This is a genomic window from Micromonospora sp. WMMD708 (assembly GCF_049315245.1).
GTDB classification, from domain to species: Bacteria; Actinomycetota; Actinomycetes; order Mycobacteriales; family Micromonosporaceae; genus Micromonospora; species Micromonospora wenchangensis.
Genome location: NZ_CP186060.1, coordinates 5116786 through 5140674 on the forward strand (window position 1 = coordinate 5116786; position 23889 = coordinate 5140674).

A 23889-nucleotide genomic window follows, 5' to 3' on the forward strand; every position below is an offset into this window, starting at 1 on the left:
CCCCGCGCCGACCGCCCGGGACCCGACCCGGCGGCACGGGGCCGGCCCGGCGGCTCACTCCGGTCGGCGGGCCAGGACTCCCGTCGCGTCCCAGCGGTCGGCGTGCAGGACCCTCGGCAGCAGCCCCAGCCCGGTCATCGCCGTACACAGCGCCCCGGCCTGCCCGGCGCTGACCTCCACCACCAGGTGCCCGCCGGGTCGTAGCCAGTCGACCGCGCCCGCGGCGACCCGGCGCAGCACGGCCAGCCCGTCGACGCCCCCGTCCAGCGCCACCACCGCCTCGTGCAGCCGGGCCTCCGCCGGCATCAGCGCCACCGCCGGGGTGGGCACGTAGGGAGCGTTGGCGACCACCACGTCCAGCCGGCCCCGCCAGTGCGCCGGCAGCGGGTCGTACAGGTCGCCCTGCACGACGGTGACGTCCCGGCCGGCCAGGTTGCGGCGGGCGCAGGCCACGGCGGCCGGGTCGACGTCGACGGCGGCCAGCCAGCGCGGGGCGAGCCGGTCGACGAGCGCGACACTGATCGCCCCGGACCCGCAGCACAGGTCGACCAGCGCCGGTGCCGGCCCGGCGACCGACGCGGCGGCCTCCACCAGCAGCGCGGTCCGGGTCCGGGGGACGAACACCCCCGGGTCGACGGCGACCCGACGGCCGCAGAACTCGGCCCAGCCGAGCAGGTGTTCCAACGGTTCACCGGCGATCCGCCGGTCGGTGAGGGCCGCCAGCGCCTGCGGCGAGTCGGCGGCGGCGGTGAGCAGCGCGGCCTCGTCCTCGGCGTAGACGCAGCCGGCGGCACGCAGCCGGGCGACGAGAGCGGCGGGTTCGTGGGGAAACGGATCGGATGCCATGGTGATGCCTTTCGGGAGCGCACGTCGGCGCTCCCACCGTCGCTACCGCGGCGACGGGACTCCGTTGCCGCAGCGACGGGACTCGACGGGGAGCGCCGGTCCTGACGTCTGGTGGATCGGACTCACCTCCTCCGGTCGGGGCCCGGGTGGGCCGGCATCACGATAGCGGACCGGCCGCCCCCGCGTCGTCCAGCGCGGCGGTCACGTCGGCGACCAGGTCGGCGGTGTCCTCCACCCCGCAGGAGAGCCGGACGAACCCGGGGGCGGTGTCGTCGCCCCACTGCGCCCGCCGGTCGGCGCTGGTGTGCAGGCCACCGAACGAGGTCGCGGCGGCGACCAGCCGGGACCCGGCGACGAACCGGGCCACCCGGTCGGCGTCGCCGAGGTCGAACGAGAGCACCCCCGGCATCCGGCGCAGCTGCCGCGACGCCACCGGGTAGGCCGGGTCCTCCGGACGGCCGGGCCACCGCAGCCCGGTCACGTCCGGTCGCCCGGCGAGCAGGTCGACCAGCGCCGCCGCGTTGGCGGACTGCCGGGCCAGCCGCAGGTCGAGGGTGGCCAGCGAGCGGTGGGCCAGCCAGGCGTCGAACGCCCCGGGCACCGCGCCGGTGGTGGTGCGCCACCCGGTCACCGTCTCCAGCAGCTCCGCCGACCGGGCCGCCACGTAGCCGAGCAGCAGGTCGGAGTGGCCGGTCAACGCCTTGGTGCCGGAGGCGACCACCAGGTCCGCGCCGAGGTCCAGCGGGCGCTGCCCCAGCGGGGTGGCGGTGGTGTTGTCCACCGCCACCAACGCGCCGGCCGCGTGCGCCGCGTCGGCCACGGCGGCGATGTCGGCCACGTCCAGGCCCGGGTTCGCGGGGGTCTCCAGCAGCACCAGGCGGACCCCGTCCCACGACGGGTACGGCCCGGCGGTGGGCACGAACCCGACCCGTACCCCCAGCGCGGCGAGGGTGGCGGTGGCGAACGCCCGGACCGGGAAGTAGCCGTCGGCGGGCAGCAGCACGGTGTCGCCGGGGCGCAGCACGGCCAGCAGCAGCCCGGTGATGGCGGCCTGCCCGGAGGCGAACACCCGGCAGTCGCCGCCCTCCAGCTCGCCGATGGCGGACTCCAGCAGCCGCCGGGTCGGATTGTCCGGGCGGCCGTAGCCGTTCGGTGTCGCGGCCGGCCCCTGCCACGGGTCGAGGTGGTACGGCGCGGCGAAGACCGGGCCGGGCAGGAACGGCTGCCCCGGCTCCGGCTCGGGCAGCCCGGCGTGCACGCACCGGGTGCCGTCGTGCCAGTGCGTCACCGGGTGGCCCGGCCCGGTCGGCGGGCCGCTCACTCGTACGACTCCGGCTTGGCGGTCCGGCTCATCAGGGTGTCCACCGCGAGTCTCGGGTCCATCCCCTCGTGGCAGATCCGTTCGATCTGCTCGGTGATCGGCATCTCCACCCCGTGCGCGCGGGCCAGGTCCCGGATGGCCAGGCAGCTCTTGACCCCCTCGGCGGTCTGCCGGGTGGCCGCCTGCGCCTGCTCCAGCGTCTCCCCCCGGCCCAGGTGCTCGCCGAAGGTGCGGTTGCGGGCCAGCGGCGACGAGCAGGAGGCCACCAGGTCACCCATCCCGGCCAGGCCGGCGAAGGTGATCGGGTCGGCGCCGAGCGCCACCCCCAGCCGGGCGGTCTCGGCCAGCCCCCGGGTCATCAGCATGGCCCGGGTGTTGTCGCCGAAGCCCATCGCGGTGGCGATCCCGTACGACAGGGCGATCACGTTCTTGACCGCCCCGCCCAGCTCGCAGCCGATCACGTCGTCATTGGTGTACGGCCGGAAGTACGGGGTGCGGATCGACTGCTGCACCAGCTCGGTGCGGCGGGCGTCGGTGCCGGCGACCACCGTCGCGGCCGGCTGCTCGACCGCGATCTCGGGGGCCAGGTTGGGGCCGGAGACCACCACCACCCGGTCCGGGGTGACCCGGGCGGTCTCCACGATCACCTCGCTCATCCGCCGGGTGGTGCCCAGCTCGATCCCCTTCATCAGGGAGACCAGGGTGGCGTCCGGGGCGAGGTGGCCGGCCCACTCGGCGAGGTTGCCGCGCAGCGTCTGCGACGGCACCGACAGCACCACCAGTTCCGCACCGGAGATCGCCTTGGCCGCGTCGCCGGTGGCGGTGACCCGGTCGGGCAGCCGCAGCTCCGGCAGGTAGTCGGGGTTACGCCGGTGGACACGGATCGCCTCGGCGACCTGCTCGCGCCGGGCGAGGATGGTCACCTCCCGACCGGCGTCGGCGAGGATCTTGGCGAACGCGGTCCCCCACGAACCGGCCCCCAGCACCGCCACGTGCCCGCTCACGCCACCCCTGCCCCTGCGTCGCGCCGGTCGATCCACTCGCTCATTCGGTCCCCTCGGGAGTACGCGTACGGACGGGACGTTCCCACAGCGGCGGTGGTGTGCCGCCCCGGACCCCGGCGAGCAGGTCCCGCAGGGTCAGCATGATCTGGTCGGTCATCTCCTCCAGCACCATCCGGCTCGGGGTGGCCCCCGCCCACCGGTCCAGGTCGACAGGCGGACCGGCCACCACCGTCACCGGGGTCCGGGGACGCAGCCCCACCCGGCTGGTACGCGGGTCGAAGAGACGTTCCGGACCCCACATCACCACCGGGACCACCGGCGCGCCGGTGGCCAGGGCCAGCCGGGCCGCCCCGGTCTTGCCCTTCATCGGCCACAGCTGCGGCTCCCGGGTGATGGTGCCCTCCGGATAGATCACCACCGCGCCGCCCGCGTCCAGCGCGGCGACCAGCCGGTCCAGCGACTTGACCGCGGTGGCGGTCTCCCGTTCCACCGGGATCTGCCGGCAGCGGTGCAGGATGTAGCCGACCACCGGCACCCGGAACACGCTGGCCTTGCCGAGGAACTGCGGCCACCGGCCCGCGTCGTAGATGAAGTGGGCGCAGACCAGCGGGTCGGCGTGCGAGATGTGGTTGGGCACGATGATGACGCCCCCGGGGCGGCGCAGCTGCTCGACCCCGTGCCAGGTGCGCCGGGTCCAGGCCAGCATCACGGGCTTGACCAGCACCACGGCGAACCGTCGCCAGAAACCCAGCCTGCGCCGTGCCACCGTGCCTCCTCGTCACCCCACCCGCGTGCCGCACCCCCACCGTTGCGTGCCCGCAGCGGAAATCATGCCTGCTCGTCCCTGGTACGGCCAGTGCGGGTACCGCCGCCGCCGCTGGCAGGATTGTCGACGTGGGCCAGGCGAGGTGGGTGGCGGTGGTGCCGGTGAAGCGGCTCCACGCGGCGAAGAGCCGGTTGCGGGGGGCGCTGCCGGCCGTACCGCACGAGGAGCTGGCGCTGGCGTTGGTGGCCGACACGGTCGGCGCGGTGCTGGCCTGCCCGGCGGTGGCCGAGGTGCTGGTGGTCACCGCCGACCAGCGGGTGGCCGCGACGGTCGGCGCGGCGGGCGCGCGGGTGGTGCCGGACCATCCGGACGCCGGGCTGAACGCCGCCCTGCGGCACGGCGCGCAGGCGGCGGCCGACGACGGCCGGAGCTGGCTGGCCGCCCTCACCGCCGACCTGCCGGCGCTGCGCTCGGCCGAACTGGCCGCCGCGCTGCACGCGGTCGGCTCCGGCCCGACGGGGGTACGCCGGTTCGTGGCCGACGCCCCCGGCACCGGGACCGTGCTGCTCACCACATCTCCCGGGGTGCCGCTTGCGCCCCGGTTCGGGGCCGGCTCGGCGGCGGCGCACCTTGCCTCCGGGGCGGTGCCGCTGCCCGGTGTCTGGCCGAGCCTGCGCCGCGACGTGGACACCGCCGCCGACCTGGCCGACGCGGCCCGGCTCGGGCTCGGCCCGGCGACCGGCGCGCTGACCGGAGTCGTCCCGGCCGTCCCCGGCCGGACCGGCCGGCGGCCCCACGCCGACCGCCCGGTGTACGGTGCTGGCATGCAGGGCACCGTGGCGACCTTCGACGCGCAGAGCCGCACCGGCGTGCTGCTGCTCGACGACGGCACCGAGCTGCCCTTCCCGGCCCGCGCCTTCGACGCCTCCGGGCTGCGGCTGCTCCGCCTCGGCCAGCGGTTGACGGTGGAAACCGATCCGGACGGCGGGGTCGTCCGGGTGACGTTGCCGACGATGGTCTGAACAACGCGGCCCAAGTTCATTTTGCGTTAACCGTAATCGGGTGATTATGAGCGGGTGAGCACCCCTCGCGAGCACCCCACCAGCCCGTCCGCCGCCACCGACCCGACCCGCAACGGCACCCGCCGTCGCAGCGGTTCCCGCACCCGTCGCGCCCCGGAGGAGGTCTCCGCCACGGCCCCCGACTCCCCCGGCGCCAGCGCCGCCGGGGCCTCCGCCGGCCTGGACGAGGTGCTCGACACCGACGACCGCCCCGTCGACGTCCCCGCCGCCGACGTCCCGGCCAGCGGCGAGGGGTCGACGGCCGACGGGTCGCCCGCCGTCGCGCCGCTGCCGGCGGACCGGTTCCTCAACCGGGAGCTGTCCTGGCTCGACTTCAACGGCCGGGTGCTGGCCCTGGCCGAGGACCCGCGCACCCCGCTGCTGGAACGGGCCAAGTTCCTGGCCATCTTCGCCAGCAACCTCGACGAGTTCTACATGGTGCGGGTGGCCGGGCTCAAGCGTCGGCTCTCCGCCGGCCTGCCGGTACGCGGCGGGGACCGGCTGCCGCTGCGCACCCAGCTGGAGCGGATCACCGAGTGCGCGGCCGGCCTGGTCGCCCGGCAGGCCGCCTGCTTCGTCGACGACCTGCTGCCGCAGCTCGCCCGGGAGGACATCCGGATCACCCGCTGGGCGGAGCTGGACGACCCGGAGCGGGAGCGGCTGCGCACCTACTTCCGGGAACACATCTTCCCGGTGCTCACCCCGCTCGCGGTGGACCCGGCGCACCCGTTCCCGTACATCTCCGGCCGGTCGCTGAACCTGGCCGTGGCGGTGCGGGACCCCGACGGCGGCTCGGAGCTGTTCGCCCGGGTCAAGGTCCCCAACAACGTGCCGCGCTTCGTCCGGGTCGGCCGGGACCAGCCGGGGCTGCGGATGCTGCCCGTGGAGGACCTCATCTCGGTGCACCTGGGGCAGCTCTTCTCCGGCATGCAGGTGGTCGAGTGCCACCTGTTCCGGGTCACCCGCAACGCCGAGGTGGAGGTCGACGAGGACCGCGACGAGGACCTGCTCCAGGCCCTGGAACGGGAACTGGCCCGGCGGCGCTTCGGCCCCCCGGTCCGGCTGGAGGTGGCCGCCTCCATCTCCGACCACATGCTGGAGCTGCTCGTCCGCGAGCTGGACATGGACGACCACGACGTGCTGCGGGTCCCCGGCCTGCTGGACCTGTCGGCGCTGTGGCAGCTCTACGGCGAGGCGGACCGCCCCGACCTGAAGGACAAGCCGTTCGTGCCGGCCACCCACCCCCGGCTGACCGAGGGCGAGGTGCCGCGCAGCGTCTTCGCCACCCTGCGCGACGGCGACGTGCTGGTGCACCACCCGTACCACTCGTTCGCCACCAGCGTGCAACGGTTCGTCGAGCAGGCCGCCGCCGACCCGGACGTGCTGGCCATCAAGCAGACCCTCTACCGCACCAGCGGCGACTCCCCGATCGTCGACGCGCTGGTCGACGCCGCCGCCGCCGGCAAGCAGGTGGTGGTGCTGGTGGAGCTGAAGGCCCGCTTCGACGAGGTGGCCAACATCGGCTGGGCGCGCACCCTGGAACGGGCCGGCTGCCACGTCGTCTACGGCCTGGTCGGGCTCAAGACGCACTGCAAGACCGCCCTGGTGGTACGTCAGGAGGGCAACCAGATCCGCCGGTACTGCCACATCGGCACCGGCAACTACCACCCCAAGACCGCCCGGCTGTACGAGGACTTCGGCGTGCTCACCGCCGACCCGGAGATCGGCGCCGACCTGACCGACCTGTTCAACGTGCTCACCGGCTACAGCCGGCAGACCGCGTACCGGCGGCTGCTGGTGGCCCCGCAGGGCATCCGCAGCGGGCTGGTCGAGCGGATCGAGCGGGAGATCGCGCACGTCCGGCTGGGCATGCCGGGGCTGGTGCAGTTCAAGGTGAACTCGCTGGTCGACGAGGAGATCACCGACGCGCTCTACCGGGCGTCACAGGCCGGCGTGCACGTGGACCTGCTCATCCGGGGCATGTGCACGCTGCGGCCCGGGGTGCCGGGGCTGTCGGAGAACATCCGGGTCCGCTCGATCCTCGGCCGGTTCCTGGAACACTCGCGGATCTTCCGGTTCGGCAACAACGGCGACGCCGAGTTCTGGATGGGGTCGGCCGACCTGATGCACCGCAACCTCGACCGCCGGGTGGAGGCGCTGGTGCAGGTCAGCGACCCGGTCGCCCGCGCCGAGCTGGACCAGGTGATGACCACGGCGATGAGCCCGGACGTGGACGCGTTCGAACTGGCCGCCGACGGCAGCTGGACCAGGCGCACCGGTACCGACGAGGAGCCACTGCACGACCTGCAGGAACTGCTGCTGCGCCGGGTGGGCAGTTCCGCCGGCTGAGCCGGGCGGGCGGCCGGTACGGGGGATCGCACGGACGTAGGGTGATCGGATGGTGGACGAGGAACCGGCCGGTATCCGGGCGGCCGGTGGAGTGGCGTGGCGACCCGCCGACGGTGGCGGGGTCGAAGTCTGCCTCGTACACCGGCCCCGCTACGGCGACTGGTCGCTGCCCAAGGGCAAGCTGGAACGGGACGAGCATCCGCTGCTGGCCGCCGTCCGGGAGGTGGCCGAGGAGTCCGACGTACGCGCGGTGCCGCAGGTCCGGCTGCCCACCGTGCGGTACCGCAGCGAGGGCCGACCCAAGCTGGTCGACTACTGGTCGATGCGGGCCGTGGGCACCGGCGGGTTCCAGCCGGGCACCGAGGTCGACGACGTGTGCTGGCTCGACGTCGACGCGGCGGTCGACCGGGTGAGCTACCCGCACGACGCGCAGGTGCTGGCCGCGTTCGCCGCCCTGCCCCGGGTCACCGGCACCGTGGCGCTGGTCCGGCACGCGCACGCCGGCAAGCGGGCCACCTGGTCGGGGCCGGATACCGGCCGCCCGTTGGACGCCGAGGGGGTCGCCCAGGCCCGGGCGCTGGCCCCGCTGGTCGCCCTGGTCCGGCCGGTACGCCTGCTGTCGGCCTCGCCCCGCCGGTGCGTACAGACCCTCGGGCCGGCAGCCGCCCTGCTGGACCTGCCGATCGAGGTGTGCGGCGACTTCGACGAGCCGCAGCCGGGCCAGCAGGTCGACGAGTGCGCGTTGGCCGCCGCCGGCCGGCTGGTCGAGCTGGCCGCCACCGGGCAGCCGGTCGGGGTGTGCAGCCAGGGCAAGGTGATCCCGGGCGCGTTGGCCCGGTTGGCGGGGCGCGACGACGATTTCGGCACCGCCAAGGGTGGCGGCTGGCTGCTCGCCTTCACCGCCGACGGGCTGCTCGCCGCCGACCGGTTCTGAACACTCGCCGCCCACCGCACCGACCCGACACCGCCGGCTGCGCCGATCGGCTCTGCACCCTCGCGGCCGCCCCGGGCCGGACACCGGAAACGGGCGCCCACCATGGCAGTGGGCGCCCGTCGCGTAGTACCGGGAAATCAGCGCTTGGCGGCGGTCCGCTTCGCCGGCGCCTTCTTCGCGGTGGTGGCCTTGGCGGTGGTGGCCTTGGCAGTGGTGCTCTTGGCCGCGGTCGTCTTCCTGGCTGCCGCGCTCCGGGCGGGAGCCGACTTGGTCGCCGTGGCGGTCTTCTTCGCCGGAGCGGCCTTCTTCGTCGCCGCCTTGGTCGCGGTGGCGGCCTTGGTGGCCTTCGCCGCGGTGGTCTTGGCGGCACCGGTGGCCTTGCTGGCCGCGGTCGTCTTCTTGGCCGCGGTGGCCTTGGTCCCGGTCGCCTTCGCCCCGGTCGCCTTGCTGGCCGCGGTCGTCTTCTTGGCCGCGGTCGCCTTGGCCGTGGTCGCCTTCGCGGCGGTGGCCCTGGTGCCGGTGGCCTTCGTGCCGGTGGCCTTGGCGGCCGCCGTGGTGGTCTTCTTCGCCGGAGCGGCGGTCTTCGGCACCTTGCCGGTGGCCACCATCTCCTTGAAACCGGCGCCCGGCTTGAAGGCCGGAACGGATGTCTTCTTGACCTTCACCGCCTCACCGGTACGCGGGTTGCGCGCTGTTCGCGCCGCCCGGACACGCTTTTCGAACGATCCGAATCCGGTGATCGCCACTTTGTCGCCCTTGGTGACCGCCGCCTGGACCTCGGCGAGGACCGCGTCGAGCGCCGCCGTCGCCGACTTCCGGTCCCCCAGGCGAGCGGCGAGCGCCTCGATGAGCTCGGCCTTGTTCACGACTTCCTCCCGATTGTGCAACTGACTCGACGCGAGCCATTCTGCGCGCACCGTATGCCCTGTGCTGCCTGGACACAAACATTCGGTGGAAAAAAGCCCTTGTGTCGTAACGGATTCGCCCCCACCGGATGAACCGGTGGGGGCGAAAACGGTGCCGTGGCCCGGCGTACGGCTAGACCACGGAGGGGGTGAACGACGGTCGGCCGGCCTCGTATGCCTCGATGTCGGCGACGTGCCGCAGGGTGAGTCCAATGTCGTCGAGGCCCTCCATCAGCCGCCAGCGGCTGTGGTCGTCGATCGGGAACGACCAGGTGGAGTCCCCGACCCGGACCTCACGGGTGGTCAGGTCGACCGTCACCTCAGTGGTCGGATCGGCCTCCACCAGGTCCCAGATCTGCTCGACCGCGGTCAGTTCCAATTCAACCGGGAGGAGCCCTTCCTTGAGCGCGTTGCCCCGGAAGATGTCACCGAAGCGGGGCGAGACGACCGCCTGGAAACCCCCGTCGCGCAGCGCCCACACTGCGTGCTCCCGGGATGACCCGGTGCCGAACTCCGGCCCGGCCACGAGGATGGTGGCCCCCGAATACGCCGGGTTGTTGAGCACGAATGCGGGATCGTCGCGCCAGGCCCGGAAGAGTCCGTCGGCGAAGCCGGTACGGGTCACCCGCTTGAGGTACACGGCCGGGATGATCTGATCCGTGTCCACATTGGAACGGCGCAGCGGCGCCGCGGTGCCGGTGTGGGTGGTGAACTTGTCCATCTCTCGGCTGCCCTTCTACAGATCGGCCGGGGCGGCGAGCCGACCGGTCACGGCGGTGGCGGCGGCGACCGGGGGCGACACCAGGTGGGTACGCCCGCCCCGGCCCTGCCGGCCCTCGAAGTTGCGGTTGGAGGTCGAGGCCGAACGCTCGCCCGGCTTCAGCGTGTCCGGGTTCATGCCCAGGCACATCGAGCAGCCGGCGAACCGCCACTCCGCTCCGGCGTCGGCGAAGACCTTGTCCAGGCCCTCCGCCTCGGCGGCCTCCCGCACGGCGGCGGAGCCGGGCACCACCAGCATCCGTACCCCGTCGGCGACCCGGTGGCCGCGCAGCACGTCGGCGGCGGCCCGCAGGTCCTCCAGCCGGCCGTTGGTGCAGGAACCGACGAAGACCACGTCGACGGCGAGGTCGCGCAGCGGGGTGCCCGGGGTGAGGTCCATGTACTCCAGGGCCCGGCGCGCGGCGGTCCGCTCGGCGTCGGTGGTGAACTCCTCCGGGTCCGGCACGGCCGCGTCGAGCGGGGCGCCCTGGCCGGGGTTGGTGCCCCAGGTGACGAACGGGGTGATCCGGCTCGCGTCCAGGGTCACCTCGGCGTCGAAGGTCGCGCCGTCGTCGGTGGGCAGCGTCCGCCAGTAGGCCAGCGCCGCGTCCCAGTCGGCTCCGGCCGGCGCGTGCGGCCGGCCCTTGAGGTACGCGAAGGTGGTCTCGTCCGGCGCGATCAGGCCCGCCTTGGCGCCCCACTCGATGGACATGTTCGCCACCGTCATCCGGCCCTCCATCGACAGCGCGCGGATGGCCTCGCCCCGGTACTCCACGATGTGGCCGCGTCCGCCGCCCGTGCCCACCTGCGCGATCAGCGCGAGGACCAGGTCCTTGGCGGTGACGCCGGGGGCGAGCCGACCGGTGACGTTGACCGCCATGGTCTTCGGGCGGGCCTGCGGCAGGGTCTGGGTGGCCAGGACGTGTTCGACCTCACTGGTGCCGATGCCGAAGGCCAGCGCGCCGAACGCGCCGTGGGTGGCGGTGTGCGAATCGCCACAGACGATCGTCATGCCGGGCTGGGTGACGCCCAACTGGGGGCCGATCACGTGCACGATGCCCTGGTTCTCGTCGCCCAGTGGGTGCAGCCGCAGGCCGAACTCGGCGCAGTTGCGGCGCAACGTCTCGATCTGGGTACGCGAGGTCGGGTCCGCGATCGTCAGCAGGTCGCCCCGGCGCAGCCGGAACGCGGGATCGTCGTACCCGGTCGGGGTGTTGTGATCCTCGGTCGCGAGCGTGAGATCGGGGCGGCGGACCCGCCGGCCGGCCTGGCGCAGCCCGTCGAACGCCTGCGGGCTGGTCACCTCGTGCAGCAGGTGCAGGTCGATGTAGAGCAGGTCCGGCTCACCCTCGGCGGTCCGTACGACGTGCGCGTCCCAGACCTTCTCGGCCAGGGTCCTCGGTTGAGTGACTCCCACCATCTGGACATCCTAAATTCTGGGAGGTAAATTTCGGCTTGTGGGACACAGTATGAGCGGTGTCGGCGTCCTCGACAAGGCGGTGGTCATCCTGGCCGCCTGTGTCGACGGCGCCAGCCTGGCCGAACTCGTTGAACGCACCAAGCTGCCCCGAGCCACCGCACACCGGCTGGCCCAGGCCCTGGAGATCCACCGGATGCTGGTCCGGGACACCCAGGGGCGATGGCGTCCCGGGCCCCGGCTCGGCGAGCTGGCCAACGCCGCCCCGGACGTCCTGCTGACCGCCGCCGAGCCGCTGCTCGCCGCGCTGCGCGACGCCACCGGGGAGAGCGCCCAACTCTACCTGCGCCGGGCCGACGAACGGGTCTGCGTGGCCGCCGCCGAGCGGGCCAGCGGCCTGCGGGACACCGTGCCGGTCGGCTCGGTGCTGCCCATGACGGCCGGCTCCGCAGCGCAGATCCTGCTCGCCTGGGAGCCGCCCGAGGCGGTCATGCCGCTGCTGCCCCGGTCCAAGTTCACCGGCCGAACCCTCGCCGAGGTACGCCGCCGGGGCTGGGCGCAGAGCGTCGCCGAACGGGAGGCCGGTGTGGCAAGCGTCTCCGCCCCGATCCGGGACCGCACCGGCCGGGTGATCGCCTCGATCAGCATCTCCGGCCCGATCGAACGCCTCGGCCGCCGCCCCGGCGAACGCCACGCCATGGCCGTCGTCCGCGCCGGCCAACGCCTCTCCGGCCTCTAACCCACCCCACCCCGCCCCGCCCCGCCCCCGGTCTCGCCCCGGTGATCAAGAAGTTTGCGTCATGACCAGAGATCAAAATGGCGCAAACCTCTTGATCACGTGACGCAAACCTCTTGATCACCGGGGTGGAACCGGGCGGGGGAGGCGGGGGAGGTGCGGCCGGGAGGGTGAGCGGGGCGGGGCGGGGCGGGGTAGCGCAGGCCAGGGCCGGGGGCGGGTGACCGGCGGGGTGGGCGGCCCGGGGGGAAGGCCCGAAAGAGGGGGAACGGCGATCGGCCCGCCTCGCGGGGCGAGACGGGCCGATCGTGTGGTAGCCCCGACCGGATTCGAACCGGCGCTACCGCCTTGAGAGGGCGGCGTCCTGGGCCACTAGACGACGGGGCCAGGCACTTTTCCTGCTTCACCACCCCGTGGGGCGGTGCGGGGCTAGTCTAACGGCACCGGCATCCGGTCCCCACGACGGGGGTCGGCACCCCGGCGGGGGCCAGAGCGCTCGGGTGACGAAACAGGGGTGTCCGGGCAGCCGGGACGGCGCAACATCGCCACCCATGTTGGGGCAGCCACCCGTCCGGGGGTCCACCACGCGCCGGGCCAAGCCACCCACGATGCTGGCCCAGACGCGAAGAAGCCCGCCCCAACGAACGTGGGACGGGCTGTCAGCGTTGTAGCCCCGACCGGATTCGAACCGGCGCTACCGCCTTGAGAGGGCGGCGTCCTGGGCCACTAGACGACGGGGCCAGAACATAGCTTGTGCTTCCCTGCCCTACCGGGCAGGGAAGCTGCACTCTATCAGAGATCAACTTCGCCCCGACTACGGGACGGAGCCGCTCTCCGCCAGAATCCAGCGTCCGCGGATTCGGGTGAACCCGCGGTTGCGCTGGGGTACCAGGACTCGAACCTAGACTAACTGAACCAGAATCAGTTGGGCTGCCAATTACCCCATACCCCATTGGCCCCTTGTGGCGCCGGGAAGGAACTTTACCCTCCCCGCGCCAACAGGCCAAATCCGATCCCCCCAAACCGCCCGTGAGCTGCGGAAACAGGGGTGTCGTACGGGTCAGGCGACCGGTACCACCGTGTTGGTGAGCTCGCCGATCCCCTCGATCCGTACGGTGACCGTATCCCCGTCCGTGAGCGGACTAACCCCCGCCGGGGTGCCGGTCAGCACCACGTCCCCGGGCAGCAGCGTCATCACGTGCGAGATGTACGACACCAGCGCCGGCACGTCGAACACCATGTCCTTGGTCCGGCCGAGCTGTCGTACCTCCATCTCGTCCGGGTTGCGCCCCACCTCGCAGCGGACCTCCAGGTCGGAGACGTCCAGCCCGGTGGTGATCCAGGGGCCGATGGGGCAGAACGAGTCGAAGCCCTTGGCCCGGGTCCACTGCGAGTCGGAACGCTGCAGGTCCCGTGCGGTGACGTCGTTGGCACAGGTGTAGCCGAAGACGGCCTTCGCGGCGGCGGCCCGGTCGGCCCGGCGGGCACCCGGCGCGCCGATCACCACGGCCAACTCGGCCTCGTGCTCGACCTGCCTGGAGAAGATCGGCAGCCGGATCGCGTCCCGGGGGCCGATCACCGAGGTGGACGGCTTGAGGAAGAGCAACGGCTCCTTCGGCACCTCGTTGCCGTGCTCGGCGGCGTGCTCGGCGTAGTTACGCCCCACACAGACCACCTTGCTGGGCAGGATCGGCGACAGCAGCCGCACGTCGGAGAGCGCCCACCGGGCGCCGGAGAACTGGATCTGCCCGAACGGGTGGCCCTCGATCTCGGCGACGGTCAGGCCCTGCGGCCCGGCCTCCGGCTCACCCTCGACGACCCCGAACGACATTCCCTTGGCATGAGCGAAACGAGCGATACGCACCCGGCCAATCTATCCCCACACCCGGCGTCACCCGTCGCCCACCGGAACGTCGGCGCAGCGTAGGCCATCGGCCGGCGCGGCGGGCGGGGTTCGCCGCTTCGTACCCGCCCGGAGGGTGCGCGCTCCTAACGTCGGCTCCGGAGGTTCGTTGGTATGCCTGCATCGAGACGACACCACAGGGCCCTCGCGGTTTTCGTGAACTGCCTGGGCGTCCTCGCCGCCGTACCGGCCCTGCCCGGCACCGGCCCCGCGCCCCACGCCACCCCGGCCAGCCCGGCGGTGACCGCCGCGGCGGCAGGGCCCGCCACGACGCCCGGACCGGGTAGGGCACCGGCGGCGGGCCACGCCGGCCCGGCGGCCGCGGGCCGGGCACCGACGGGGCCGGCCACCCGGGCCCGGCCGGTGGCAACCGCCCGTCCCGCCGCACCGGCCCACCTGGCCGCATGGGCGACGCCGGTGGCCCCGACCCGGGACGCGGCAGTTCCCCGGCCGGCGCGGGCCGCGCCCGGGGTGGCGGCCAGCGGGGCGGTCGTACCGGTCACCCCGACCGCACCCGCCCCCGGGATGACCACCGCCGGCAACCCGGGCGCGCCCCGGCCGGCACCCCAGGTCACGGTGGCCGTGGCACCCGCCGCGACCACGGTGCCGGGTTACCGGATCATGGTGCGCAACACGGGCGGCTCGACGGTGCAGACGATGGTCCGGCAGGAACTGCCGGCCGGCACCTCGACCACCGCCGTCAGTGCGGGTGGCCTGGTCACCCGACCGGGCGGGGCGGGTGCGGGCGGGGAGGTCATCTGGCGGCTCGTCCTGCCGGCCGGGGCGACCCGGACCCTGGACACCGCCCTGGCCGCCGCCGCGCCGGGCCAGGCGCTGACCGCGCCGGCCTGCGCGTACGCCGGTGACGGCGAGCAGCCGTACGACTGCGCGACCGCCACCTGGCACAGCGCGGCGACCCCGGAGGCGTTCGTGCCCGCGACGCCGACCTGGCGGCAGCCGCCGATCCTGCTCGGCGCGGCCCTGGTGGTGCTGGCGCTGCTGGCCGGCGCGCTGTGGTGGTGGCGGCGGGCCCGGCGACGGGTGGGCGGGATCGAGCCGACCGGCACCGCTCCGGTGGCGGCCGGCACCCCGCCGTACGCGGGCGGCCCGGCGGCACCCGGCGGCGGGACCGTGTACCCGCGCCCCGCCGTACCCGGAGAGGTCCGGCGACGCCGCAGCCCGTCGGTGTGGCTGGTGGTGGGGGTGGCCGCGACGGTGCTGGCGGGGGTGGTCTTCGCCGCCGCCTGGACGGCCACCCGCGAGGTCGCCGCCATCGACACCACCAAGCAGCCGACCGCCGGGGCGTGGACGGGCACCACTATGACCGGCCCGGTCGGCACCCCGCTGCGGGAGCAGGCCTTCGAGTTCACCGTCTACCGGGTGGCCTGCGCCACCGCCAGGGTGGCCAGCCAGCAGTGCCAGGCCACGGTCGGGGTGCGCAACGTCACCCCGGAGCAGCAGAGCTGGCACGGTCAGCTCCAGCGCGCGTACCTGCCCGGTGGGAGCTGGGTGAGCACCGACGAGGACGCCACCCGGCTGGCGAACCTGGGGCGCGACGTCTTCGCCCAGCCCGTCTCGGCGGGCAGCCGGGTGGTGCTGCCGCTGGTCTTCACCGTGCACGGCGCGCAGAAACCGAAACAGTTGGAGCTGCGCAGCGGGGTGTTCTCCGCCGGGGTCCGGGTGGACGTGCCCTGACCGGGGGCGGGCGGCGGTCGTACCCTGAGGGGTGTGACCGCCGCCCTCGCCCCCGCCGCCCTCGACGCGGCCGACTGGCGGGCCCGGCGGGCGGCCCACGCGGCGCGGGTGGCCACCTGGCTGGACCCGCACCTGGCCCGCCGCCGCACCGGCGGCCGGCATCCGGTGGAGGATTTCCTCTTCACCTACTACTCCTACCGCCCGGCGCAGTTGCGCCGTTGGCATCCGGGCGCGGGGGTGCTGCTGCGGGACGCGGACCCGGCCGAGTTCGGCCGGGACTACCGCGCCGACCCCGCCGGGGTCACCCTCGACACCGACCGGGTACGCGGACGCCGCGCCGACTCGATCGGCTGGATCAGGACGCTGCTGGCCGCGACCGCCGGCCGGCCGGCGCACCTGGGCTGCTTCGGGATGCACGAGTGGGCGATGGTCTACCGGCAGACCCAGGAGGAGGTCCGGCACAACGCCTGGCCGCTGCGGCTCAGCCCGGACGACACCGCCGCCGTGGTCCGCGAGCGGGGCGTGCGGTGCAGCCACTTCGACGCGTTCCGGTTCTTCACCGCGCCGGCCCGGCCGCTGAACCTGCTCCAGCCGAGCCGGGACACCCAGCACGCGCTGGAGCAGCCGGGTTGCCTGCACGCCAACATGGATCTCTACAAGTGGGCGTACAAGCTCTCCCCGCTGGTCGCCGCGGAGCTGGTGGCTGACTGTTTCGCGCTGGCCCGGCAGATCCGGACGCTCGACATGCGGGCCAGCCCCTACGACCTGGCCGCCCTCGGCTACCCGCCGGTGCGGGTGGAGACCGCCGAGGGCCGGGCCGAGTACGCGGCGGCGCAGCGCGGCTTCGCCGAGCGGGCCGCCGTGCTGCGCGCCCGCCTGCTGGCCGCCCTCGACCACGCCACGGCGACTGCCGGCTGACCCGGGCGAGGGTCCGGGCCGGGCCCGGACCCTCGGAACGGATCAACTGGCGGTACAGGTCGCCGTGGGGGCGGTGGCGGTGCCGGTGTGGGTGCCGAGGAACCCGAAGGTGGCCTCGGCGGCCGGAGCGAGCGCCCCGTTCCAGTTCACGTTGCGGGCGGTGACCGCGCTGCCGGTCTGGGTCAGGTCGGCGTTCCAGGTCTGGGTGATCTGCTGCCCGGCGGGCAGGGTGAAGGTGACCCGCCAGCCGGTGGTCCGCGCGGTGCCGGTGCTACGGACGGTCACCTCGCCCTGGTGCCCGCCCTGCCACTGGTTGGTGATCCGGTAGCTGGCGGTGCACGCCACCCCGGCCGGTGGCGAGGTGGTCGGCGGGTCGACCGTGGGCGACCCGGTGGGCGGGACCGTGGGGCTGACCGTCGGGCTCGGCGGGCCGGTCGGGGTGGGCGAGCCGGTCGGGGTGGTGCTCGGGGTGACCCCGCCGAGGGCGGCGACCAGCGCCGGGTACCACCGGTCGGACATCTTCTGGTCGCCGGCCGCGTTGGGGTGCACCCCGTCGTAGGTGTCGGTGGTGGTGTTGAACCCGGTCCACTGGTCGACCACGACGATCGGCGACGCGGCGGTGGTCTTCCCCGCCGCCCAGCCGTCGATCACGGCGTTGAGGGCCACCGCCCGCTGCCCGCACTCGGCGCAGCTCGACGGGGCCATCGGGATGATCTTGGCGACGATGATCCGCATCGCCGGGTTGCTGGCCCGCATCTGGTCCACCAGCCTCGAGTACGCGGCGAGGATGGTGGCCGGGGGGATGTTGCTCCACACGTCGTTGGTGCCGAAGTGCATGAGCACGACGTCGGGGTGGGTCGCGGCGAGCCAGCCGGGCAGCAGGTTCTGGTTGGCGACGTTCGTCACCAGGTAACCGCCGTGACCCTCGTTGTCCCCGTCGTACGGCTGCCCGCAGCCCTGCGGGCCGAGGGTGCCGACGAAGTCGACGGCGGTGTGGCCGGTGGACTGGAGACGGTTCCACAGCAGGGAACGCCAGCAGCCGGGCGAGCCGGTGATCGAGTCCCCGAGCGGCATCACGCGGACCGGGATGGCGGCGGCGGGGTGGGCCGCCGGGGTGGCGACCAGCCCGACGAGCAGGGTGAGGGGGACGGCCGCGAACGCGGCGAGCAGGGCGGAGAGGAACGGCTTTCGGAGCATGGTGAGGGAACTCCTGTCACGTGACGACGTACGGTCGGTGACGGCCCGGTTGCTCCCACGGACATCCCACCAGACCGGCCGCCCCGGCTCAACGCCCTCCCGCATCCTGGCGAAGCGCTTCGACACGCAGCCGCTCCTCCAGTTCGGCCGTGGTGTCGACGAACCAGAGCTGGTCGCCCCGGTTGGCCTCGACGACGAAGTCGCGCAGGGCGGTGCTCCGCCCGACGTGCCAGGAGATGTCACCGACCACGGCCAGCCGCAGCCGGTAGTTGACGAACTTCTGCACCACCGCGCCCGCCACCCCGGTACGCAGCGTGAAGAACTCGACGGCGAGCCGACGTACCGGCAGCACCACCAGGTCGACCCCGTGGCCCAACGCCGCGCCGATCACGTCGGTGGCGTCGTCGCCGCCGCAGATCCTCGGCCCGTCGGGGGCGCCGGCGAGCGCGGTGACGCCGGCGAGGGTGACCAGGGTGTCGGTGGACATGCCCGCCAGCCTAGGCAGCGTCGGCCCACCCCGGCCCGGGTTTTCCGCCACCGCCGCACCGCACCGCGCCGACGGTGCCGCCGCCGGGACCCGACCGGCACTGGCGGCGGTCAGTCGCCGTCGGCGCGGCGGTCCCGCTTGCGCTGGGACTGGCGCTTCTTGTCGGCCAGCCGACGTTCCTTGGCGCCCCGGGAGGGGCGGGTGGGCCGCCGGGGCGGCGGGGGCGGTGCGACGGCCTCGCGCAGCAGGGCGACCAGCCGTTCCCGGGCCGCCTCCCGGTTGGCCAGTTGTGCGCGGTGCTCGCTGGCGGCGATGGTGAGCACCCCGTCGACGAGCCGGCCGGCGAGCCGTTGCAGCACCCGCTCGCGCAGTGCCGGGGGCAGGCTGGTGGTGCCGGCCACGTCGAAGCTCAGCTCGACCCGGGAGTCGGTGGTGTTGACGCCCTGCCCACCCGGCCCGGACGAACGCGAGAACCGTTCCCGCAGCTCGGCGGCGGGCACGGTCCACCGGTCGGTCACCCGCAGTCCGTCGTCCATCCGGCGAGGTTAGCGCCCCCGGCCGCCGGTGGGCGTCGCGGTCGCCGAGGGTGCGGGGACGGGTGCCGGTCCGGCGGGCACCGGCGATGGCCCGGGTAGCCGGTCCGGGTCGCACGGCGCGGACCGCCCGGGGTCAGCCGCCCTTGCCGATGATGGTGTCGGCCGTCTGCTGCACCTGGTCGATGGGGATGGCGAAGCCGATGCCGATCGAGCCACTGCCGTCGATGGTGGCGATCGCCGTGTTCACCCCGACCACCTCACCCCGGGCGTTGACCAGCGGGCCGCCCGAGTTACCCGGATTGATCGACGCGTCGGTCTGCACCGCGCTACGCCGGTTGGTGCCCAGCCGCACCTGTCGGTTGAGGGCGCTGACGATCCCGGCGGTCACCGTGCCGGTCAGGCCGAGCGGCGAGCCGACCGCGAGCACCGGTTCGCCGACCCGGGTGGACCGGGGCTTGGCCAGCGGCAACGGGGCCAACCCGGCGGCCGACGGCACCTTGAGCACGGCCAGGTCGCTGCCCGGCTCCCGGCCGACCACCTCGGCGGCGTACCGACGGCCGTCGGGCATCTCCACGGTCACCGCGCCACCACCCCCCTTGGCCAGGATGTGGTCGTTGGTGACGACGTGCTGCTCGTTGTCGATGGCGAAGCCGGAACCGGTCGCCGACTGCCCGGCCGCACCGCCGCCGACCAGCACGGACACCACGCCCGGGACGGTCTTCTGGGCGGCGGTGACCAGTTCCGCCGGGACCGGGGCGGCCGACGCCGCCGTCAGGCCCGCGCCGTCCTGGCCGGCCACCCAGCCGCCGGCCGCCGCCCCGGAGACGGTGGACAGGGCGACCACCGCCACGGCGGTCCACAACCGCCCGCGCCAGCGCCGCCGGGACGGGTCCTCCCCCGGCGACGGTACGTCCCACCGGGGTCGGCCGTCCGGCCCCAGGTCGGGTGAGAGGAACCAGGGGCCCCGGGGCTCCCCCAGGCCGGTCGGTACTGCCATACGTCCGCTCCTCACTGTGCGCTACGACGGCTCAGGGGCAGGTGGGCCAGCACGGTCCCGTTCAGGGCAGGCGGGAGAACCAGCGCATCGACCCGGCCGCCGCCCCCATGGCGAAGACCAGCCCGAGCCCGATGAACCGGGCGGAGATGTCCTGGCGTTCCTTGCGGTAGCCGACGGAGGAGCCGATGTCCTCGTAGACGTCGCGCAGTTCGGAGCTGCTGCCCGCCTCGTGGAACCCGCCCCCGGTCTGGTCGGCTACCTCCCGCAGGGTCTGCCCGTCCACCGGCACCTGGATCGGCCGGCCACCCCGGTCGACGAAGCCGCCCGGGGTGCCGAACGAGATGGTGTGCACCGGCACCTTCGCCTCGACGGCCGTCGCGGCGGCTTCCATCGGGTCGGCGCCGGAGGTGTTCGCCCCGTCGGAGAGCAGGACGACCCGGGCCGGCGGCGGTTGCTTGGCCGCGTTCCCGTCGAGACTCTTCACCGCGCCGAGACAGGCGCTGATCGCCTCGCCGATGGCGGTGCCCTGCACGCCGGTGATCCCCTCGGCGAGCCGGTCGATCCCGTCGTGCAGGGCGCCCCGGTCGGTGCTCGGCGGCACCAGCACCGCCGCGCTTCCGGCGAACGCGACCAGCCCCACGTTGAACTCGTCGGGCAGCCCGTCGACGAAGGTCCGGGCGGCCTCCTTGGCGGCGGTCAACCGGTCCGGTTCCACGTCGGTGGCGAGCATCGACGTGGAGACGTCCACGGCGACCATCACGGTGGCCCGCTCGCGGGGCACCCGTACCTCGGCGGTGGGGCGGGCGAAGCCGACCACCAGCAGCGCCAGCATGGCCAGGAACAGGCCGGCGGGCACGTGCCGCCGCCAGGCGGGCCGCTGCGGGGCGACCCGGTCGAGCAGCCGCAGGTTGGTGAAGCGGACCGCGTACCGGCTGCGTCGACGCTGGGCCAGCAGGTAGCCGACGGCCAGCGCGGCCACCCCGAGCAGCAGCAGGAGACGGGCGGGTGACTGCCAGCTCACGCGACACCTCCCCGGGGTGCGGCGGACGCCGCCAGCCGGCGCTGGGCGTGCACGTGCCGCACGATGTCGGCGGTCCAGTCCCGGTCGGTCCGCAACGCGAGGTGGTCGGCTCCGCTGCGGCGCAGCGCGCGGGCCACCTGGGCGCGTTGCGCGGCGGCGGCGCTGGCGTACCGGCGGCGCAGCTCCGGGTCACCGGTCCACACCTCGCGCCGCCGGCCGGTCTCCGGGTCGACCAGGGTGATCAGGCCGACGTCGGGCAGTTCCAGCTCACGCGGGTCGGCCACCTCGACCGCGAGCACCTGGTGGCGGGCGGCGAGGCGGCGCAGCGCCGGCTCCCACCCGGTGGTGGCGTCGTGGTCGTCGGGCAGCCCGTCGAGGAAGTCGGAGACCACCACCACCAGCCCCCGCCGGACGGCGACCCGCTGCACCGCGGCGAGCGCGGCGGCCAGGTCGGGGCCGGCCGGTGCCGGGTCGTCCGCCCGGGGGGCGTGCAGCAGCGCGCGGAGCAGGCTCAGCAGATGGGTACGCCCGCAGCGGGCCGGGAACCGGCGCAGCCCGTCGCTGCCGAGTACCTGCGCGCCGAGCCGGTTGCCGGTGCCTGCGGTGAGGAAGCCGACCGCGGCGACGGCCGCCACGGACAGTTCCCGCTTGTCCAGGGCGGCGGTGCCGTACTCCATGCTGGGGCTGGCGTCGACCAGCAGCCAGGTGGTCAGCTCCCGGTCGGCGTCGACCTCGCGGACGTGCGGGACGGTGGTGCGGGCGGTGACCGCCCAGTCCATCCGGCGTACCTCGTCCTCGCCGGGGCGGTACTCGCGGCTGCCGGCGATCTCGCTGCCGGGGCCGGGCAGCAGGCCGCGCAGTTGACCGTGGAGCAGCCCGTCGAGGCGGCGGGTGACGGTCAGTTCGAGGCGGCGCAGCCGCCGTTCGGGGGCGAGGTCGGCAAGGGTCGGGCCGGCGGGGGCGGCCGGGGCGCTCACGCCGCCGCCAGGTCGGGCGTGTACTCGGGGTGGCCGGTGGCGAGCACCGGGGGCGGCACCGCCTGCACCAGCCGGTGCACCACCGCCTCGGCGCTGACCCCGTCGGCGACCGCGTCGAACGAGAGCACCAGCCGGTGGGCGAGCACGTCGACCGCGAGTTCGCGGACGTCGTCGGGGAGCACGTACTCGCGGCCGCGCAGCAGCGCCTGGGCACGGGCGGCGGCGACCAGGCCGAGGGTGGCCCGGGGGCTCGCCCCGTACGCCAGCAGCGGGGCGATCTCCGGCAGCCCGAAGCGGCCCGGGTCGCGGGTGGCGAGGATCAGCCGGACCACGTACTCGGCGAGCGCGTGGTGCACGAAGACCTGGGCGGCCCGGCGCTGGTAGTCACGCAGCCGGACCGGGTCGAGCACCTGCCGGGGGCGGGGCCGGTCGCTGCTCATCCGGTAGAGGATGGCCAGTTCGTCGGCGTCGCCCGGGTAGTCGACGACGATCTTCATGAGGAAGCGGTCCCGCTGCGCCTCGGGGAGCTGGTAGACCCCCTCGGACTCGATCGGGTTCTGGGTGGCCAGCACCAGGAACGGCTCCGGCACCGGCCAGCTCCGCCCGCCGATCGTGACCTGCCGTTCGGCCATCGCCTCCAGCAGCGCGGACTGCACCTTGGCGGGGGCCCGGTTGATCTCGTCGGCGAGCACCAGGTTGGCCATGATCGGGCCCAGCTCGACGTCGAAGTTCTCGGTCGAGGCCCGGTAGATCCGGGTGCCGACGATGTCGGAGGGGACCAGGTCGGGGGTGAACTGGATGCGGGTGAAGGTGCCGCCGACGACGGTGGCGAGGGTCTGCGCGGCCAGCGTCTTGGCCACGCCGGGCACCCCCTCCAGGAGGCAGTGGCCGTCGGCGATCAGCGCGGTGAGCAGCCGTTCGACGAGCCGGTCCTGCCCGACGATCACGCGTTTGACCTCGAAGAGGGTCTGTTCCAACTCGGCGCCCGCCGCGTCGGCATCGACCGGGCGGGGCAGGCTGGCCAGGGTGTCCGAGATGTCCGTCACGGTGCTTGCTTCCCGGGGTCACCGGCCGGCAAACGTCGGAATTTCCCGCCCCCACGGGCCGATTCGCCCCGGACCGGGACGACCTGCCCGGCGGGGCGGCAACACCGTGCGACGACCCAAGGCGTGCGTCACCGGGTGATCCGTGCCCCGCCCGCGCGGACCTGGCCACGCGCACCGGGGTCCACAGCAGACGGTGCCGGCCCCGGTGGGGGCCGGCACCGCCGACGGGTCCGTGCCTCAGTTGGCGACGAACAGGTGGAACGGCTTGTTCGACACCGATCCGCCGGAGCTGTACGTCTGGATGAAGACGCCGTTCGGTGTCTGGTTGCGCGGGGCGACCGAGATCTCGCCGGCCGGCGGCACGTTGAACTGATCGTTGGTGCCGATGGTGGCCTGGAAAGCCTTCCCGACCACGCTGTAGTCGAGCAGCACCTGGTACTGGCCGGTGCCGTACTTGGTCGACGACACGACGTTCGCCGAGTGCTGGAGCAGGGTGCCGTCGCTGGCGACGACGGCCCAGGCGACCGAACCCGCAGCCGGCGGGGCGAGCGAAGCCTTGAGCGCCGCGCGGGCCTGCTTGGCTTCGGCCGCCGTCACCGGCGGCTGACCGGTGGCGCCGGCCAGCCGCGCCCCGGGCTGGGCGACCTCGGCCGGAGCCTTGGTCGCCGGTTGCGCGACGGCGATCCCGCCGCCGGCCAGGGTGAGCGCCAGGACGCCGAGCGTCACCGCCGCCGCCTTACGCCTGAAGAATGTGGCCATGACAGGTCTCCCTTTTGTGACCGTGGCAATACGGCCGACCCACCGTACGGCGAGCCGGATACAGGTGGTGCGATCGTGCCGGAATTAACGTGGGCGAAAAGCCCTCCACCCACGCCGAAAATGGCGAAAAAGAACCACTTTAACCGGCCTGAGCTGGGAAAACTACGCTCTGTTGCGGCACCTCAACGAGGAGGAACGTAGCACCGCCAAAAGCGGAGCGTCAATAGCCGACCGACCCGTTTTGCCATCTCGAAA

At 74.1% G+C, this 23889-nt stretch carries 21 protein-coding genes, 3 tRNA genes and 1 pseudogene; 6 read left to right on the forward strand and 19 right to left on the reverse strand.

Translation table 11 applies throughout. From position 1 onward, the window contains the following. Positions 1-54: 54 nt before the first annotated feature. The 4 genes from ACN260_RS22535 to ACN260_RS22550 form a co-directional block, all read right to left on the reverse strand. Positions 55-846 carry a putative protein N(5)-glutamine methyltransferase gene (locus tag ACN260_RS22535; RefSeq protein ID WP_422752921.1) on the reverse strand — a complete coding sequence of 264 codons (792 nt, stop codon included), beginning with the start codon at positions 844-846 and terminating at the stop codon, positions 55-57. Positions 847-1003: 157 nt separating this feature from the next. After that, positions 1004-2134 (reverse strand): cystathionine gamma-lyase, encoded by a 1131-nt coding sequence (locus ACN260_RS22540; protein ID WP_422756799.1) that lies wholly within the window; start codon positions 2132-2134, stop codon positions 1004-1006. Positions 2135-2163: 29 nt separating this feature from the next. Further along, positions 2164-3171 (reverse strand): NAD(P)H-dependent glycerol-3-phosphate dehydrogenase, encoded by a 1008-nt coding sequence (locus ACN260_RS22545; protein WP_422752922.1) that lies wholly within the window; start codon positions 3169-3171, stop codon positions 2164-2166. A gap of 40 nt (positions 3172-3211) precedes the next feature. Continuing rightward, positions 3212-3937 carry a lysophospholipid acyltransferase family protein gene (locus tag ACN260_RS22550; RefSeq protein WP_422752923.1) on the reverse strand — a complete coding sequence of 242 codons (726 nt, stop codon included), beginning with the start codon at positions 3935-3937 and terminating at the stop codon, positions 3212-3214. Between the two features lie 128 nt (positions 3938-4065). Here ACN260_RS22550 and cofC point away from each other — a divergent pair. From cofC to ACN260_RS22565, 3 genes and pseudogenes are all read left to right on the forward strand, one after another. Beyond that, positions 4066-4719: pseudogene (gene cofC / locus ACN260_RS22555) on the forward strand (2-phospho-L-lactate guanylyltransferase); the annotation flags it as partial. Positions 4720-5178: 459 nt separating this feature from the next. After that, positions 5179-7347 (forward strand): RNA degradosome polyphosphate kinase, encoded by a 2169-nt coding sequence (locus ACN260_RS22560; RefSeq protein WP_422756800.1) that lies wholly within the window; start codon positions 5179-5181, stop codon positions 7345-7347. A gap of 49 nt (positions 7348-7396) precedes the next feature. Next, positions 7397-8281, forward strand: coding sequence for an NUDIX hydrolase (locus ACN260_RS22565; protein ID WP_422752924.1), 885 nt, complete (start codon positions 7397-7399; stop codon positions 8279-8281). A 137-nt stretch (positions 8282-8418) separates the two neighbouring features. Here the strand turns inward: ACN260_RS22565 and ACN260_RS22570 are convergent, their stop codons facing one another. From ACN260_RS22570 to leuC, 3 genes are all read right to left on the reverse strand, one after another. Then, positions 8419-9147, reverse strand: coding sequence for an HU family DNA-binding protein (locus ACN260_RS22570; RefSeq protein ID WP_422756801.1), 729 nt, complete (start codon positions 9145-9147; stop codon positions 8419-8421). 172 nt (positions 9148-9319) lie between these two features. After that, the gene (gene leuD / locus ACN260_RS22575; RefSeq protein ID WP_422752925.1) at positions 9320-9907 is read right to left on the reverse strand and encodes a 3-isopropylmalate dehydratase small subunit; all 588 of its coding nucleotides are present in this window, start codon (positions 9905-9907) and stop codon (positions 9320-9322) included. Between the two features lie 15 nt (positions 9908-9922). Further along, complete coding sequence (leuC, locus tag ACN260_RS22580) at positions 9923-11365, reverse strand: 3-isopropylmalate dehydratase large subunit (protein WP_422752926.1); 1443 nt, start codon at positions 11363-11365, stop codon at positions 9923-9925. Between the two features lie 49 nt (positions 11366-11414). Here leuC and ACN260_RS22585 point away from each other — a divergent pair, with 49 nt between their 5' ends. Beyond that, on the forward strand, positions 11415-12101 hold the full coding sequence (locus ACN260_RS22585; RefSeq protein WP_088646078.1) for an IclR family transcriptional regulator: 687 nt from the start codon (positions 11415-11417) through the stop codon (positions 12099-12101). A gap of 308 nt (positions 12102-12409) precedes the next feature. Here the strand turns inward: ACN260_RS22585 and ACN260_RS22590 are convergent. The 4 genes from ACN260_RS22590 to ACN260_RS22605 form a co-directional block, all read right to left on the reverse strand. Further along, a tRNA-Glu gene (locus tag ACN260_RS22590) sits at positions 12410-12485 on the reverse strand. Positions 12486-12766: 281 nt separating this feature from the next. Further along, positions 12767-12839 (reverse strand) — tRNA-Glu (locus ACN260_RS22595). Between the two features lie 139 nt (positions 12840-12978). Continuing rightward, positions 12979-13050: transfer RNA gene (locus ACN260_RS22600), tRNA-Gln, on the reverse strand. A 108-nt stretch (positions 13051-13158) separates the two neighbouring features. Continuing rightward, positions 13159-13962 (reverse strand): fumarylacetoacetate hydrolase family protein, encoded by an 804-nt coding sequence (locus ACN260_RS22605; RefSeq protein ID WP_363652387.1) that lies wholly within the window; start codon positions 13960-13962, stop codon positions 13159-13161. 153 nt (positions 13963-14115) lie between these two features. Between ACN260_RS22605 and ACN260_RS22610 the strand changes: the two genes are divergently transcribed. Continuing rightward, positions 14116-15696 (forward strand): hypothetical protein, encoded by a 1581-nt coding sequence (locus ACN260_RS22610; RefSeq protein WP_422752927.1) that lies wholly within the window; start codon positions 14116-14118, stop codon positions 15694-15696. A 33-nt stretch (positions 15697-15729) separates the two neighbouring features. Next, positions 15730-16614: a 3-methyladenine DNA glycosylase gene (locus ACN260_RS22615; RefSeq protein WP_422752928.1), complete on the forward strand. Its 885-nt coding sequence runs from the start codon at positions 15730-15732 to the stop codon at positions 16612-16614. Between the two features lie 42 nt (positions 16615-16656). Here ACN260_RS22615 and ACN260_RS22620 read toward each other — a convergent pair whose 3' ends face one another. The 8 genes from ACN260_RS22620 to ACN260_RS22655 all read right to left on the reverse strand — a co-directional run bounded on the left by ACN260_RS22620 (position 16657) and on the right by ACN260_RS22655 (position 23634). Continuing rightward, positions 16657-17811: a cellulose binding domain-containing protein gene (locus tag ACN260_RS22620; protein WP_422752929.1), complete on the reverse strand. Its 1155-nt coding sequence runs from the start codon at positions 17809-17811 to the stop codon at positions 16657-16659. A gap of 88 nt (positions 17812-17899) precedes the next feature. Continuing rightward, on the reverse strand, positions 17900-18298 hold the full coding sequence (locus ACN260_RS22625; RefSeq protein WP_422752930.1) for a DUF4180 domain-containing protein: 399 nt from the start codon (positions 18296-18298) through the stop codon (positions 17900-17902). A gap of 110 nt (positions 18299-18408) precedes the next feature. After that, positions 18409-18834, reverse strand: a complete 426-nt coding sequence (arfB, locus tag ACN260_RS22630; RefSeq protein ID WP_422752931.1) for an alternative ribosome rescue aminoacyl-tRNA hydrolase ArfB — start codon at positions 18832-18834, stop codon at positions 18409-18411. A gap of 133 nt (positions 18835-18967) precedes the next feature. Then, a complete protein-coding gene (locus ACN260_RS22635) occupies positions 18968-19831 on the reverse strand; it encodes a S1C family serine protease (RefSeq protein WP_422752932.1) in 864 nt (287 codons plus the stop codon). A gap of 61 nt (positions 19832-19892) precedes the next feature. Next, on the reverse strand, positions 19893-20852 hold the full coding sequence (locus ACN260_RS22640; RefSeq protein ID WP_422752933.1) for a VWA domain-containing protein: 960 nt from the start codon (positions 20850-20852) through the stop codon (positions 19893-19895). Beyond that, entirely contained in the window at positions 20849-21829 is a 981-nt protein-coding gene (locus tag ACN260_RS22645) for a DUF58 domain-containing protein (RefSeq protein ID WP_422752934.1), read from the reverse strand. Before ACN260_RS22645 ends, ACN260_RS22640 begins: the two co-directional genes overlap by 4 nt. Next, positions 21826-22875: an AAA family ATPase gene (locus ACN260_RS22650; protein WP_088641647.1), complete on the reverse strand. Its 1050-nt coding sequence runs from the start codon at positions 22873-22875 to the stop codon at positions 21826-21828. The genes ACN260_RS22645 and ACN260_RS22650 overlap by 4 nt, the downstream gene beginning before the upstream one ends. A gap of 237 nt (positions 22876-23112) precedes the next feature. Next, entirely contained in the window at positions 23113-23634 is a 522-nt protein-coding gene (locus ACN260_RS22655) for a hypothetical protein (protein WP_422752935.1), read from the reverse strand. Positions 23635-23889 lie beyond the last annotated feature (255 nt).

Coding starts and splice junctions, on each gene's coding strand:
- ACN260_RS22535 (WP_422752921.1), bottom strand. CDS start 846: ATGGCATCCGATCCGTTTCCCCACGAACCCGCCGCTCTCGTCGCCCGG.
- ACN260_RS22565 (WP_422752924.1), top strand. CDS start 7,397: ATGGTGGACGAGGAACCGGCCGGTATCCGGGCGGCCGGTGGAGTGGCG.
- leuD (WP_422752925.1), bottom strand. CDS start 9,907: ATGGACAAGTTCACCACCCACACCGGCACCGCGGCGCCGCTGCGCCGT.
- leuC (WP_422752926.1), bottom strand. CDS start 11,365: ATGGTGGGAGTCACTCAACCGAGGACCCTGGCCGAGAAGGTCTGGGAC.
- ACN260_RS22585 (WP_088646078.1), top strand. CDS start 11,415: ATGAGCGGTGTCGGCGTCCTCGACAAGGCGGTGGTCATCCTGGCCGCC.
- ACN260_RS22610 (WP_422752927.1), top strand. CDS start 14,116: ATGCCTGCATCGAGACGACACCACAGGGCCCTCGCGGTTTTCGTGAAC.
- ACN260_RS22620 (WP_422752929.1), bottom strand. CDS start 17,811: ATGCTCCGAAAGCCGTTCCTCTCCGCCCTGCTCGCCGCGTTCGCGGCC.
- ACN260_RS22625 (WP_422752930.1), bottom strand. CDS start 18,298: ATGTCCACCGACACCCTGGTCACCCTCGCCGGCGTCACCGCGCTCGCC.
- arfB (WP_422752931.1), bottom strand. CDS start 18,834: ATGGACGACGGACTGCGGGTGACCGACCGGTGGACCGTGCCCGCCGCC.
- ACN260_RS22635 (WP_422752932.1), bottom strand. CDS start 19,831: ATGGCAGTACCGACCGGCCTGGGGGAGCCCCGGGGCCCCTGGTTCCTC.
- ACN260_RS22655 (WP_422752935.1), bottom strand. CDS start 23,634: ATGGCCACATTCTTCAGGCGTAAGGCGGCGGCGGTGACGCTCGGCGTC.